We start from the raw sequence: 12972 nt of genomic DNA on the forward strand, positions 1-12972 counted from the left end.
GGTCTAGCTGTGCCGCCACCCGGCGCCATTGCCGGATACCGCACAGATTTGGGCTGCGAATCATACCAGAGCGGGTAGGCCGTGCAAGCAACCCCCTCACCGCCCGTCTGCTACCATCGGGCTTTCCGCCTGCGAGCCTTGCCGTGCCCCTGATCCTGCGCCTGGCGCTGCCTTCCCCACTGCGTCGCCTGTTCGACTACCTGCCACCCAAGGGCGTGGCCGAGGAGCAGCTGCGCCCGGGCGTGCGCCTGCGGGTGCCCTTCGGCCGCCGCGAGGTGGTCGGGGTACTGATCGAAGTTGCCCAGGAAAGCGAGGTACCGCCGGACAAGCTACGCAAGGCCCTGCAATTGCTCGACGAGCGCCCGCCGCTGCCGAGCGCCCTGTTCGAACTCTGCCAGTGGTCCGCCCAGTATTATCAACACAGCCTCGGCGATACCTTGAGCTGGGCACTTCCTGCCCTTTTGCGTCAGGGCGAGCCGGCGGAGCGGCGGTTGCAGCGTTTCTGGATCGCCCAGCCCGATGCTCGCCCGGAAGACCCCCGCCTGGCCCGCGCGCCCCGCCAGCGCGAAGCGCTCAAGACCCTGCGCCAGCATGCTCACGGCGTGCTGCACGAATTGCTCGGCCAGCTCGGCCTGGTCAAGGACAGCCTCGATCTCCTGCAGGCCAAGGGTCTGGTCAAGGTAGAGACCCGCTATCACCAGCCGACTCGCCATCAGGGTGCCTGGCTGGCCCAGGCCGAATTGCCGCTCAACGGCGAACAGCGCCTGGCCTACGAGGCGGTTCGCGCTGGCAGCGGCTTTCATTGCTATCTATTGGAAGGAGTGACGGGCAGCGGCAAGACCGAGGTCTATCTGCAACTGATCCGCGCCACCTTGGAAGCCGGCCGTCAGGCGCTGCTGCTGATCCCCGAGATCAACCTGGGGCCCCAGACCCTGGGGCGCTTCGAGCAGCGCTTCAATGCCCGCATCGCCCTACTGCATTCGGCGCTGACCGATCGCGAGCGCATGGATATCTGGCTGGCCGCCCGCGATGGGGAGGTGGACATAGTAGTGGGCACCCGCTCGGCACTGTTCACTCCGCTCAAACACCCCGGCCTGATCATCGTCGACGAAGAACACGACGCCTCCTATAAACAGCAGGAAGGCCTGAGGTATCACGCCCGGGATCTGGCTGTCGTACGCGCGCGGCTGGAAAATCTGCCGGTGGTGCTGGGGTCGGCGACACCCTCGCTGGAGAGCCTGCACAACGCCGAGCAGGGTCGTTACGCTCACTTGCGGCTGTCGCTGCGTGCCGGTGGGGCCCAGCCACCGCGCTTCGAGCGGCTGGACGTACGCAGCCGCCCGCTGGACAGCGGTCTGTCGCAGCCGCTGCTCAAAGCCATGGGCGCGACCCTGGAACGCGGCCAACAGGTGCTGGTGTTCCTCAATCGCCGCGGCTTCGCACCCACCCTGCTCTGCCACGACTGCGGCTGGCTGGCCCAGTGCCCGCGTTGCGATGCGCGCATGACCTATCACCGCGGCTCCGGCGAGTTGCGCTGCCACCATTGCGATCACCGCGAGAGGCCGCCACGCCACTGCCCGTCTTGCGGCAAGCTCGACCTGCGCCCGGTGGGTGCCGGCACCGAGCGTGCCGAGGAGCGACTGCAGCTGCTGTTCCCGGACGTTCCGGTGCTGCGCATCGACCGCGACACCACGGCGCGCAAGGACGCCCTGGGCAAACTGTTGCGCACCATCCACAGCGGCGCGCCCTGCATCCTGGTCGGCACCCAGATGCTCGCCAAGGGGCACCACTTCCCCAAGGTGACCCTGGTGGCCGTGCTCGATGCCGACAGCGGGCTGTTCTCCGCCGACTTCCGTGCCAGCGAGCGCATGGCGCAGCAGATCGTCCAGGTGGCCGGTCGCGCGGGTCGCGCCGAGGAACCCGGCCTGGTGTTGATCCAGACCCACCTGGCCGATCATCCACTGATGGTGCAACTGGCCGAGGAAGGCTATCCGGCCTTCGCTCGCCAGGCCCTGCAGGAGCGGCGGTCCGCGGGACTGCCGCCGTTCGCCTATCTGGCCCTGCTGCGTGCCGACGCCCATCGCCAGGACCAGGTGGAGAATTTCCTGGAGGCGGCCTATCACGTCGCCGAAGGCCTGGCGGTGAATCTCGCCCTGCCCCAGGTGGAATTGCTCGGTCCGGTGCCGGCGCCGATGGAAAGACGCGCCGGTCGTCATCGCGCCCAACTACTATTGCAAAGCAGTAGCCGCGCGCCCTTGCATCGACTGCTGGGGATCTGGGTGGTCCAGCTGGAAAGCCTGCCGGAGGCCCGCCAGGTACGCTGGTCACTGGACGTCGACCCCATCGATCTCTTCTAGTGGCATAGGCTTACCATTGGCAAGGCCGGGCCAGCCACGGATAATGCCGGGTTTTCATCGCAGTGCGCGCCCGGCGCACGCCGAAGGCCAACGACCATGAAAGACAGCATCCGCCAGCTCATCCAGCACGCCCTCGACCGCCTGATCGCCGACGGCACCCTGCCGGCCGACGTGGCCCCGGCCATCCAGGTCGAGAACACCAAGGACAAGAGCCACGGCGACTTCGCCAGCAACGTCGCCCTGCTGCTGGCCAAGCCGGCCCGGGCCAAGCCGCGCGACCTGGCCGAGAAGCTGCTGGCCGCCCTGCCCGCCGATCCGGCGGTGAGCAAGGTGGAGATCGCCGGCCCCGGCTTCCTCAATTTCTTCCAGAATCACGCGCAACTGGCTGCGCGACTGGACGCCGCCTTTGCCGATTCGCACCTGGGCGTGCCCAAGCACGAGCCGCGGCAGCGCGTGGTGGTGGACCTGTCCTCGCCGAACCTGGCCAAGGAGATGCACGTCGGCCACCTGAGATCCACCATCATCGGCGATGCCGTGGCACGGGTGCTGGAATTCCTCGGTGACGAGGTGATCCGCCAGAACCACGTGGGCGACTGGGGTACCCAGTTCGGCATGCTGCTGGCCTACATGGAAGAGCAGCCCCAGGCCGCCGAGGGCGAGCTGGCCGACCTCGAGGTGTTCTATCGCGCCGCCAAGGGCCGCTTCGACGCCTCGCCGGAATTCGCCGCCCGCGCCCGTGAACTGGTGGTGGCGCTGCAGGCGGGCGATGCCCACTGCCTGCGCCTGTGGGAGAGATTCAACGCCGTCTCCCTGTCCCACTGCCAGGAGGTCTACGACCGCCTCAACGTCAAGCTGACCCCGGCCGACGTCAAGGGCGAGAGCGCCTACAACGATGACCTGGCCCAGGTGGTGACCGATCTGGATGCCGCCGGGCTGCTCACCGAGAGCGATGGTGCCCGCTGCGTCTTCCTCGACGAATTCAAGAACGCCGAGGGCAATCCCCTGCCGGTGATCGTGCAGAAGGCTGGTGGCGGCTACCTCTATTCCACCACCGACCTCGCCGCCATGCGCTATCGCAGCCGCCAACTGCACGCCGACCGCGCGCTCTACTTCGTCGACCAGCGCCAGGCCCTGCACTTCCAGATGGCCTTCGAAGTCGCGCGCCGCGCGGGTTTCGTCGACCCGGCCATGGACCTCGAGCACATGGGCTTCGGCACCATGAACGGCGCCGACGGCCGTCCGTTCAAGACCCGTGACGGTGGCACCGTGAAGCTGGTCGACCTGCTCGACGAAGCCGAGGAGCGCGCCTACCAACTGGTCAAGGAGCGCAATGCCGGACGCGCCGAGCGTGGCGAGACGCCGTTCAGCGAAGAGGAACTGCGCCACATCGGCCGCGTGGTGGGCATCGCCTCGGTCAAGTACGCCGACCTCTCCAAGCACCGCACCAGCGACTACAGCTTCAACTTCGAACAGATGCTCAGCTTCGAGGGCAACACCGCGCCCTATCTGCTGTACGCCTACACCCGCGTCGCCAGCGTGCTGCGCAAGGCCGAGCAGGCCGAGCCCGCGGGCAGCATCCGCCTGGACGCTCCCCAGGAGCAGGACCTCGGCGCGCGCCTGGCGCAATTCGGCGAGATCCTCGGCAGCGTCGGCGACAAGGGGACCCCACACCTGCTGTGCAGCTACCTCTACGACCTGGCCGGCCTGTTCTCCAGCTTCTACGAGAACTGCCCGATCCTGACCGCCGAGGATCAGGCGCTGCGCCAGAGCCGGCTGCGCCTGGCCACGCTCACCGGGCGCACCCTCAAGCAGGGGCTGGAACTGCTCGGCCTGCATACCCTGGAACGCATGTAAGAGACGGATCACCGCCTGATGGCCACCAAGAAAGCCCCACCCAAGCGCGGCGCCAGTCGCAATACCTCGGCTCCCAAGAAGCAGCCCCTGCCCGGCTGGGTCTGGCTCGCATCGGGACTGGCCATCGGTGCCTTCGTGGTCTTCTTGATGAAGCTCGAACCGGGCAACAAGGCAGTGCAACGCGCCAAGCCGGAAGAGGGTCGCCCGGCAGCTACCGCGGGCAATGGCAAGACGCCGGCCGCCGCGGCCAAGACCGAGGGCACGCCGCCCACGCCGATCAAGCCCAAGTACGACTTCTATACCCTGCTGCCGGAATCCGAGGTGATAGTGCCGCCGGACGCCGTGCCGCGCGCGCCGGCGGCCAAGCCGACCACCCCGGCCAAACCGGATGCCGCGACGGCGACAGCCCAACCCGGACAGCCGGGCCAGCCCGCCACCGCTACCCCGGCCACGCCGGGTACCGCCCCAGGCCAGACCGCCACCCCAGCCAAGGAAGCGACCACCAAGGCCCAGCCGCCGGTGACCCTGTTCTTCCTGCAGGCCGGCTCCTTCCGCACCCAGGCCGATGCCGACCGGGTCCGCGCCCAGATCATCATGCTCGGCCAGGACGTGCGCGTGGAATCGGGCAAGGTCAAGGACGACACCTGGTACCGGGTACTGGTGGGCCCCTACAGCGATCGCGACCAACTGACCCAGGCGCAGAAGCAACTCGCCGGCAGCGGCTTCAAGAATCTGTTGCTGCAACAGCGCCGCGGTCACTGAGAGCCTGCCCACGGCCTGCTGCGCGTCGGCCAAACGGCGTTGAAAAGACCCTGGCCCGGCGAATCACCCCCGCGACGCTTGAAGGGCGGCGCGGCCATCCCCATATCTCCGCGTAACCGGGGCTGACCGCCCCAAGCAACGCGGAGAGATTCCCTTGACCACCATCGTTTCTGTACGCCGCAACGGCAAGGTCGTGATCGGCGGCGACGGCCAGGTTTCCCTGGGCAATACCGTCATGAAAGGCAACGCCAAGAAGGTCCGGCGGCTGTACCGGGGCGAGGTGCTGGCCGGTTTCGCCGGCGGTACCGCCGATGCCTTCACCCTCTTCGAGCGCTTCGAGGCGCAGCTCGAGAAGCACCAGGGCCATCTGGTCCGCGCCGCCGTCGAGCTGGCCAAGGACTGGCGCACCGACCGCGCCCTGCGCCGCCTGGAAGCCATGCTGGCGGTCGCCAACAAGGATGCCTCCCTGATCATCACCGGCAACGGTGACGTGGTGGAGCCCGAGGAAGGCCTCATCGCCATGGGTTCCGGCGGCGCCTACGCCCAGGCCGCCGCCCGCGCGCTGCTGATGCACACCGATCTGAGCGCCCGCGAGATCGCCGAGACCGCCCTGAATATCGCCGGTGACATCTGCGTGTTCACCAACCGCAACCTGACCATCGAGGAGCTGGACGCGCCCCAGGCGTGATCCGGCTTAGAGACCGACCATGTCCATGACCCCCCGCGAGATCGTCCACGAACTCAATCGCCACATCATCGGCCAGGACGACGCCAAGCGCGCCGTGGCCATCGCCCTGCGCAATCGCTGGCGGCGGATGCAGCTGCCCGCCGAGCTGCGCCCCGAGGTGACGCCCAAGAACATCCTGATGATCGGCCCCACGGGTGTGGGCAAGACCGAGATCGCCCGGCGCCTGGCCAAGCTGGCCAACGCGCCCTTCCTCAAGGTGGAAGCCACCAAGTTCACCGAGGTCGGCTATGTCGGCCGTGACGTGGAGTCCATCATCCGCGACCTCGCCGATGCCGCCGTGAAGATGCTGCGCGAGCAGGAAATGGTGCGCAATCGCCACCGTGCCGAAGACGCCGCCGAAGAGCGCATCCTCGATGCCCTGCTGCCCGCCGCCCGGCCCTCGGTGGGCTTCAGCAACGAACCCCAGCCGGCCGCGACCGATAGCAATACCCGTCAGCTGTTCCGCAAGCGCCTGCGCGAAGGCCAGCTGGACGACAAGGAAATCGAGATCGAGGTGGCCGATACCCCGGCCGGCGTCGAGATCATGACCCCGCCCGGCATGGAGGAGATGACCAGCCAGCTGCAGAATCTCTTCGCTGGCATGCACAAGGGCAAGACCAAGCAGCGCAAGCTCAAGGTCAAGGAAGCCCTCAAGCTGGTCCGCGACGAAGAAGCCGCGCGCCTGGTCAACGAGGAAGAACTCAAGGGCCGGGCCCTGGAGGCCGTCGAGCAGCACGGCATCGTCTTCATCGACGAGATCGACAAGGTGGCCAAGCGGGGCAACACCAGTGGTGCCGACGTGTCCCGCGAGGGCGTGCAGCGCGACCTGCTGCCGCTGATCGAGGGCTGCACCGTCAACACCAAGCTGGGCATGGTCAAGACCGACCATATCCTGTTCATCGCCTCGGGCGCCTTCCACCTGTCCAAGCCCAGCGACCTGGTACCGGAACTGCAGGGCCGCCTGCCGATCCGCGTCGAACTCAAGGCGCTGACCCCGCAGGACTTCGAGCGCATCCTTACCGAGCCGCACGCCTCGCTGACCGAGCAGTATCGTGAGTTGCTCAAGACCGAAGGGCTGCACGTGGACTTCGCCGCCGACGGCATCACCCGCATCGCCGAGATCGCCTGGCAGGTCAACGAGAAAACCGAGAACATCGGTGCCCGGCGCCTGCACACCCTGCTGGAGCGCCTGCTGGAAGAGGTGTCCTTCAGCGCCGCCGATCTGGCCGGCCAGCAGAATGGCGAGCCCATCGTCATCGACGCCGCCTATGTGAATGGCCATCTCGGCGAACTGGCCCAGGACGAAGACCTGTCGCGCTATATACTGTGACGGTAGGTTTGGTGCCTGGTCGCCCTACAGGTGCCGATATATCCTGTAGGAGCAACTGGTCTATCGCAGCCATGGCCGCGATGGACCGTAGGTTGGGTTGAGACAGCTCTATCGTCGAAGCCCAACATTGCCTGTGTCCCGAGCCAATGTTGGGCTTCGCTGCGCTCAACCCAACCTACGGCGGCCTGTAGGAACGGCCGCAGCGGCGGACCGTTAGGGCCGCGATGGCCTCAGGTATAGACTGAAACGCCGCCCAGAGAACACAACATGCGCACCCCCACCGCCATCCAGCTCCACAAGGCCTCGAAGACCCTCAGCGTCAGCTATGGTGCGGAAACCTTCGAGCTGCCCGCCGAATTCCTGCGGGTGCACTCGCCTTCGGCGGAGGTCCAGGGACACGGCAATCCGGTGCTGCAATTCGGCAAACAAAACGTCGGTATCACCGCCGTGGAACCGGCCGGACGCTACGCCATCAAGCTGACCTTCGACGACGGCCACGACAGCGGTCTGTTCAGCTGGGACTATCTCTACGAACTCGGCACTCGTCGCGACCAACTGTGGGCCGACTACCTAGAAAAACTGGCCCGCGCCGGCAAGACGCGGGATCCGCATGTCAGCGCGGTCAAGCTGATGCTCTGAGGCAGTTGGAACAACATTGCCGACCGACTGTGCTCGCGTTAACGTGCCAGTGTCCGTCCTGACAGGGCTTTCCCATGTCATCGAGCCTGATTCTCGCCGCCGTCCTGGGCACGCTGCTGATCGGCGCCATGAGCCCTGGTCCCAGCTTCATCCTGATTTCCCGTATCGCCCTGGAGTCTTCGCGCCGTAGCGCCCTGGCAGCCGCCCTGGCCATGGGACTTGGCGCCGCGCTCTTTGCGGCCCTGGCACTGCTGGGTTTGACCGCCCTTCTGGTAAGTGTCGAATGGCTCTATGGCCTCTTGCGCATCGCGGGCGGTCTCTACCTGCTGTATCTGGGCTGGCGGATCTGGCGCGGAGCCAGCCGGCCACTGGCAATTGCCGGCACGGCGGCGAACACCTCGATGAGCTCGGGACGAGCCCTTTGGCTGGGCCTGCTCACTCAATTGAGCAATCCCAAGACCGCTGTCGTCTATGTCAGCGTCTTCGCCTCCCTGGTGCCACCCTCGACGCCCAATTGGGTACTGCTCGTCCTGCCGCCGCTGGTCATGGCGCTGGAAGCTGGGTGGTACGCAGTCATTGCGCTAGCTTTTTCCGCACAGCGCCCGCAGGCGCTCTACTTACGCGCAAAAGGCGGGATCGATCGCTTTACCGGCGCGGTGCTAGGTCTAGTGGGCGCACGTCTACTGGCTGAAAGCTCACGCTAAAAAGCGCGCCCCGGCTCAGCTCGCCAGGGCCTTGTCCAGCTTACGCTCGATCTCCTTCTCGATCTGGCCGCTGAGCATCGAGAACATCATCCCCAGGGTGGCCGCGACCCGCACGCGGTCTTCCGCCACCTCGATCCGGCCATCCACGCCACTGCGGGCGAACTTCAGGGTGTCGCCTTCCCAGGTGCAGGCCACGCCATAGTCACGCGTGAGTTTCTCGGCCAGTTGGTCGGTCTTCTGGCGCACGCTTTCCAGGCCGAGCGAGTGGCTGCGTTCGATGGTGATCTGGGACATCGGGGAACTCCGGATAAGGGGCCCTGACTATAGCGAGGGCCCGCTGCGTCGCCAATCGCGAGAACCGAGCGGTCAGCCAGGTTTTAGCCAGGCAAGCCGGGCGATCGGCCTGCTAGAATGCCCTCTTGTCCCTGTCCCAGGTGTAGCCCCATGAGCGATCCGCGCAAAGGCCCCGAGGCCGAATCCCAGACCCACTTCGGCTACCAGAGCGTTCCGGAAAGCCAGAAGGCTTACAAGGTCGCGGAAGTCTTCCATTCGGTGGCCGCCAAGTACGATGTGATGAACGACCTGATGTCGGCGGGTATCCACCGGCTGTGGAAGAGATTCACCATCGAACTCTCCGGCGTGCGCCGGGGCAATCGGGTGCTGGACATCGCCGGCGGTACCGGCGACCTGACCAAGCAGTTCGCCCGTCTGGTCGGCCCCACCGGCGAGGTGGTCCTGGCCGACATCAACGACTCCATGCTCAAGGTTGGCCGCGATCGTCTGCTCGACGAAGGCGTAACCAGCAACGTGCGCTTCGTCCAGGCGGACGCCGAGAAGCTACCCTTCCCCGACAACCACTTCGACTGCATCACCATCGCCTTCGGCCTGCGCAACGTCACCCACAAGGACCAGGCCCTGGCCTCCATGCTGCGCGTGCTCAAGCCCGGTGGCCGGCTGCTGGTGCTGGAATTCTCCAAGCCCACCAATCCGCTGGTCTCCAAGGCCTATGACGCCTACTCCTTCGGCTTCCTGCCGCTGATGGGCAAGCTGGTGGCCGGTGACGCCGACAGCTATCGCTACCTGGCCGAATCCATCCGCATGCACCCCGACCAGCAGACCCTCAAGGCCATGATGGAGGAAACCGGCTTCGCCCGTGTCTCCTACCACAACATGACCGGCGGCGTGGTTGCCCTGCATCGGGGTATCAAACCCTGATGGCGCTCGTCACCCAGGCGTTGCTGGCCGCGCTCGAGCGCGGCCTGAATCCCTTGCTGGCACTCGACCCGGTGGCCCTGCCGCGCCTGGCAGGCCTGACCGGTCGCGTCATAGCCGTGCAGGCCCGGCAGCCCAGCCTGCGCCTCTATGTCCTGCCGGCGGGTGACGGCCTGCACTTTGCCGCCCATCACGAGGGCGACATCGACTGCACCCTGAGTGCCCCGGCGACGCGCCTGGCCGAGCTGGCTCTCGCCCGTGACAAGCAGCGCGTATTGCACCAGCCGGACGTACGCCTGGAAGGTGACAGCACCCTGCTGATCGAGCTGGCCGACATCCTGCAAAACCTGGAGTTGGATTGGCAGCACGAGGTCAGCCGTTGGCTGGGGCCGCTGCCGGCAGCCCTGCTGGGCGATCTGGCACGCCGTGGTCAAGCACTCGGCCAGCAGGGTCGCGACAGTCTGCAACTGACGCTGTCCAACTGGCTGAACGAGGAAAGCCGCCATCTCGTCGGTCGTCTCGAAGGCGAAGCTCGCTTCGCCGAAATCGATGCCCTGCGCCTGGACGTGGACCGCCTCGAAGCCCGTCTCGACCGCCTGGGCGCTGCCCGCAACGCCAGGGATAACCCCGACGAATGAAGCTGTTCGCTGCTCTCAGCCGCCTGCTGCGGATCCTCTTCGTGGTCATCCGCTATCGGCTCGACGATATCGTCTTCGCCCTGCCACTGCCCTGGTACCTGCGCGCCACCCGCTACTTCATGCCCTGGCGCTGGCTGCCGCGCCCGAGCAAGACCCTGCCGCGCGGCGCCCGGCTGCGCCTGGCCCTGGAAGGCCTGGGGCCGGTGTTCATCAAGTTCGGTCAGATCCTTTCCACCCGGCGCGACCTGATGCCCGAAGATATCGCCGACGAGCTGATGTTCCTGCAGGACAAGGTGCCACCCTTTCCCCCGGAAAAGGCCGTGGCGCTCATCGAGTCCCAGCTCGGGGTGCCACTGCAACAGGCCTTCGCCCGCTTCGACCATCAGCCGCTGGCCTCGGCCTCGGTGGCCCAGGTGCACGCCGCTCAGCTGCGCACTGGCGAGGAAGTGGTGGTCAAGGTGGTACGCCCCGGTTTGAAAGGCATCATCAGCCAGGACATCGCCTGGCTGTTCCTGCTGGCCCGTACCGCTGAAAAGCTCTCCGCGGAAGCGCGCCGGCTGCATCCGATGGACGTGGTCAGTGACTACGAAAAAACCATCTACGACGAACTCGACCTGCTGCGCGAAGCCGCCAACTCCAGCCAGCTGCGGCGCAACTTCGAGGGCTCCGAGCGCCTCTATGTGCCGCAGATCTACTGGGACTGGTGCCGCGAGCGGGTGCTGGTCATGGAGCGCATCTACGGCATTCCGGTGACCGATCTGGCCGCGCTGCGCGACCAGGGGACCGACTTCAAGCTGCTGGCCGAGCGCGGGGTGGAAATCTTCTTCACCCAGGTATTCCGCGACAGCTTCTTCCATGCCGACATGCACCCCGGCAACATCTTCGTCAGTACCGCCAAGCCCTGGGACCCGCTCTACATCGCGGTGGACTGCGGCATCATCGGCAGCCTGACCCCCGAGGACCAGGACTACCTGGCGCGTAACCTCTGGGCCTTCTTCCAGCGTGACTACCGCAAGGTCGCCCAGCTGCACATCGACTCCGGCTGGGTGCCGGCCAACACCCAGGTCAACGAACTCGAGGCGGCCATCCGTACCGTCTGCGAACCCATCTTCGAGAAGCCACTGAAGGACATCTCCTTCGGCCAGCTGCTGCTGCGGCTGTTCCAGGTGGCCCGCCGCTTCAACATGGAGATCCAGCCACAACTGGTGCTCCTGCAGAAGACCCTGCTCAACATCGAAGGCCTGGGTCGCCAGCTCTATCCGGACCTGGACCTCTGGTCCACCGCCAAGCCCTATCTGGAAAAGTGGATGCGCAAGCGGCTCAGCCCGCCGCAGATCGCCCGCAACATCCAGCAGCAACTGGAGCAGATCCCGCACCTGGCGCAGATGGCGCGCGATACCCTGGAACGGATCACCCAGCCGCACCGCAAGGACCCGCCCAATCCCTGGGGCAGCCGCAACGACGACTGGGTCGTCCGGGTGATCGGCGCGGTCCTGCTGGTCGGCGCCACCCAACTAGGGCTGGAGCCCCACGCTCAGGCCTGGCCCGCCTGGGCCATGCTGGTCGGCGGCCTGGTTCTGGTGATCAGGCGCTGAACTCCTTTAAGCTGTTGCGCGCCGCCTATTCATTGGGTGCAATACACGCCCTCTGCCACTGGTACCCTGCCGCTGTATTCGAGATGCGTCTTGTGCGAGGCTGGTACCCTAATTCGTAGTGCTGAACAGACCGATGAGCGACTGGCTAGACGAGATCCACTGGAACAGCGATGGCCTGGTACCGGCCATTGCCCAGGACCCCGCCACGGGGCGTATCCTGATGATGGCCTGGATGAACCGCGAATCCCTGGCCCTGACCGCCGCCGAAGGGCGTGCCGTCTACTGGTCGCGCTCGCGCAACCGACTGTGGCGCAAGGGCGAGGAATCCGGGCATATCCAGCGCGTGCTGGAGCTGCGCCTGGATTGCGATGCCGACGTGGTGGTGCTGCAGGTGGAACAGCTCGGTGGCATCGCCTGCCACACGGGCCGGGAAAGCTGCTTCTATCGCGTACTGCGCGACGGCCAGTGGGAAATCGTCGATCCCGTGCGCAAGGACCCCAGCGCCATCTATGCCGGAGGTCACAGCCATGACTGACACCCTCGCGCGCCTCGCGCAGGTGCTGGAAGAACGCAAGCAGGCCGCACCGGACTCCTCCTACGTGGCCAGCCTCTACCACAAGGGTCTGAACAAGATCCTGGAAAAGGTCGGCGAGGAAAGCGTCGAGACCATTCTTGCCGCCAAGGATGCCGCCGTCAGCGGTCAGTGCGACGATCTCATCTACGAGACCGCCGACCTCTGGTTCCACAGCCTGATCATGCTCTCGGCGCTCGGCCAGCACCCGCAGGCCGTGCTGGACGAGCTGGACCGCCGCTTCGGCCTCTCCGGGCACGCCGAAAAGGCAGCCCGCACTCAATCCTGACCCCAAGCTTCGCAACGAGGAAAAACCATGGGTATCTTCGACTGGAAACACTGGCTCGTCATCTTGCTCGTCGTGGTGGTCGTCTTCGGCACCAAGCGCTTGAAGCACCTCGGCTCCGACGTCGGCGAAGCCATCAAGGGCTTCCGCAAGGCCATGCATAGCGATGAGGACGACAAGCCCGAGCAGCCGTCCACCACCACGACCAATCCCAATGCGCCCCTGAGCCGCCCCCAGACCTTCGACGCCGAGCACCGCAAGGTCGAAGAGCCGGTGGTACGCAAGGACTAAGGCCCC

At 66.1% G+C, this 12972-nt stretch carries 14 protein-coding genes; 13 read left to right on the top strand and 1 reads right to left on the bottom strand.

What is annotated here, in order from left to right:
• Positions 1 to 143: 143 nt before the first annotated feature.
• The 7 genes from FAZ11_RS04155 to FAZ11_RS04185 all read left to right on the top strand — a co-directional run bounded on the left by FAZ11_RS04155 (position 144) and on the right by FAZ11_RS04185 (position 8373).
• The gene (locus FAZ11_RS04155) at positions 144 to 2357 is read left to right on the top strand and encodes a primosomal protein N' (protein ID WP_058773818.1); all 2214 of its coding nucleotides are present in this window, start codon (positions 144 to 146) and stop codon (positions 2355 to 2357) included.
• A gap of 96 nt (positions 2358 to 2453) precedes the next feature.
• The gene (argS, locus tag FAZ11_RS04160; protein ID WP_058773817.1) at positions 2454 to 4211 is read left to right on the top strand and encodes an arginine--tRNA ligase; all 1758 of its coding nucleotides are present in this window, start codon (positions 2454 to 2456) and stop codon (positions 4209 to 4211) included.
• A gap of 18 nt (positions 4212 to 4229) precedes the next feature.
• On the top strand, positions 4230 to 4973 hold the full coding sequence (locus FAZ11_RS04165) for an SPOR domain-containing protein (RefSeq protein WP_058764932.1): 744 nt from the start codon (positions 4230 to 4232) through the stop codon (positions 4971 to 4973).
• 154 nt (positions 4974 to 5127) lie between these two features.
• Positions 5128 to 5661 (top strand): ATP-dependent protease subunit HslV, encoded by a 534-nt coding sequence (hslV, locus tag FAZ11_RS04170; protein ID WP_058764934.1) that lies wholly within the window; start codon positions 5128 to 5130, stop codon positions 5659 to 5661.
• 19 nt (positions 5662 to 5680) lie between these two features.
• Positions 5681 to 7030 (top strand): ATP-dependent protease ATPase subunit HslU, encoded by a 1350-nt coding sequence (hslU, locus tag FAZ11_RS04175; RefSeq protein ID WP_058766210.1) that lies wholly within the window; start codon positions 5681 to 5683, stop codon positions 7028 to 7030.
• A gap of 267 nt (positions 7031 to 7297) precedes the next feature.
• Positions 7298 to 7669, top strand: a complete 372-nt coding sequence (locus FAZ11_RS04180; protein WP_058764938.1) for a gamma-butyrobetaine hydroxylase family protein — start codon at positions 7298 to 7300, stop codon at positions 7667 to 7669.
• Positions 7670 to 7743: 74 nt separating this feature from the next.
• Positions 7744 to 8373 carry a LysE family translocator gene (locus FAZ11_RS04185; RefSeq protein ID WP_058773816.1) on the top strand — a complete coding sequence of 210 codons (630 nt, stop codon included), beginning with the start codon at positions 7744 to 7746 and terminating at the stop codon, positions 8371 to 8373.
• A 15-nt stretch (positions 8374 to 8388) separates the two neighbouring features.
• On the opposite strand, the gene FAZ11_RS04190 is transcribed toward FAZ11_RS04185, so the two are convergent.
• On the bottom strand, positions 8389 to 8667 hold the full coding sequence (locus tag FAZ11_RS04190) for a polyhydroxyalkanoic acid system family protein (RefSeq protein WP_058764942.1): 279 nt from the start codon (positions 8665 to 8667) through the stop codon (positions 8389 to 8391).
• A 150-nt stretch (positions 8668 to 8817) separates the two neighbouring features.
• Between FAZ11_RS04190 and ubiE the strand changes: the two genes are divergently transcribed.
• The 6 genes from ubiE (at position 8818) to FAZ11_RS04220 (ending at position 12966) form a co-directional block, all read left to right on the top strand.
• Complete coding sequence (ubiE, locus tag FAZ11_RS04195; protein WP_058773815.1) at positions 8818 to 9588, top strand: bifunctional demethylmenaquinone methyltransferase/2-methoxy-6-polyprenyl-1,4-benzoquinol methylase UbiE; 771 nt, start codon at positions 8818 to 8820, stop codon at positions 9586 to 9588.
• On the top strand, positions 9588 to 10223 hold the full coding sequence (locus FAZ11_RS04200) for a ubiquinone biosynthesis accessory factor UbiJ (protein ID WP_058764945.1): 636 nt from the start codon (positions 9588 to 9590) through the stop codon (positions 10221 to 10223). The genes ubiE and FAZ11_RS04200 overlap by 1 nt, the downstream gene beginning before the upstream one ends.
• Positions 10220 to 11818, top strand: a complete 1599-nt coding sequence (gene ubiB, locus FAZ11_RS04205) for a ubiquinone biosynthesis regulatory protein kinase UbiB (RefSeq protein ID WP_058766213.1) — start codon at positions 10220 to 10222, stop codon at positions 11816 to 11818. The genes FAZ11_RS04200 and ubiB overlap by 4 nt, the downstream gene beginning before the upstream one ends.
• A gap of 133 nt (positions 11819 to 11951) precedes the next feature.
• Positions 11952 to 12353 carry a phosphoribosyl-AMP cyclohydrolase gene (gene hisI, locus FAZ11_RS04210; protein WP_058764949.1) on the top strand — a complete coding sequence of 134 codons (402 nt, stop codon included), beginning with the start codon at positions 11952 to 11954 and terminating at the stop codon, positions 12351 to 12353.
• Positions 12346 to 12678, top strand: a complete 333-nt coding sequence (locus FAZ11_RS04215; protein WP_058764950.1) for a phosphoribosyl-ATP diphosphatase — start codon at positions 12346 to 12348, stop codon at positions 12676 to 12678. Before hisI ends, FAZ11_RS04215 begins: the two co-directional genes overlap by 8 nt.
• 27 nt (positions 12679 to 12705) lie before the next feature.
• Positions 12706 to 12966: a twin-arginine translocase TatA/TatE family subunit gene (locus FAZ11_RS04220; protein ID WP_058773814.1), complete on the top strand. Its 261-nt coding sequence runs from the start codon at positions 12706 to 12708 to the stop codon at positions 12964 to 12966.
• Positions 12967 to 12972: the final 6 nt, after the last annotated feature.

It is taken from the genome of Pseudomonas rhizoryzae (assembly GCF_005250615.1).
Classification (GTDB): Bacteria; Pseudomonadota; Gammaproteobacteria; order Pseudomonadales; family Pseudomonadaceae; genus Chryseomonas; species Chryseomonas rhizoryzae.

What these genes read in the sequence shown, in the direction of transcription:
- hslU (WP_058766210.1), top strand. Translation starts at nt 5,681, where the DNA reads ATGTCCATGACCCCCCGCGAGATCGTCCACGAACTCAATCGCCACATC.
- FAZ11_RS04180 (WP_058764938.1), top strand. Translation starts at nt 7,298, where the DNA reads ATGCGCACCCCCACCGCCATCCAGCTCCACAAGGCCTCGAAGACCCTC.
- FAZ11_RS04215 (WP_058764950.1), top strand. Translation starts at nt 12,346, where the DNA reads ATGACTGACACCCTCGCGCGCCTCGCGCAGGTGCTGGAAGAACGCAAG.
- hisI (WP_058764949.1), top strand. Translation starts at nt 11,952, where the DNA reads ATGAGCGACTGGCTAGACGAGATCCACTGGAACAGCGATGGCCTGGTA.
- FAZ11_RS04220 (WP_058773814.1), top strand. Translation starts at nt 12,706, where the DNA reads ATGGGTATCTTCGACTGGAAACACTGGCTCGTCATCTTGCTCGTCGTG.
- FAZ11_RS04200 (WP_058764945.1), top strand. Translation starts at nt 9,588, where the DNA reads ATGGCGCTCGTCACCCAGGCGTTGCTGGCCGCGCTCGAGCGCGGCCTG.
- FAZ11_RS04165 (WP_058764932.1), top strand. Translation starts at nt 4,230, where the DNA reads ATGGCCACCAAGAAAGCCCCACCCAAGCGCGGCGCCAGTCGCAATACC.
- FAZ11_RS04190 (WP_058764942.1), bottom strand. Translation starts at nt 8,667, where the DNA reads ATGTCCCAGATCACCATCGAACGCAGCCACTCGCTCGGCCTGGAAAGC.
- ubiE (WP_058773815.1), top strand. Translation starts at nt 8,818, where the DNA reads ATGAGCGATCCGCGCAAAGGCCCCGAGGCCGAATCCCAGACCCACTTC.
- ubiB (WP_058766213.1), top strand. Translation starts at nt 10,220, where the DNA reads ATGAAGCTGTTCGCTGCTCTCAGCCGCCTGCTGCGGATCCTCTTCGTG.
- FAZ11_RS04185 (WP_058773816.1), top strand. Translation starts at nt 7,744, where the DNA reads ATGTCATCGAGCCTGATTCTCGCCGCCGTCCTGGGCACGCTGCTGATC.
- argS (WP_058773817.1), top strand. Translation starts at nt 2,454, where the DNA reads ATGAAAGACAGCATCCGCCAGCTCATCCAGCACGCCCTCGACCGCCTG.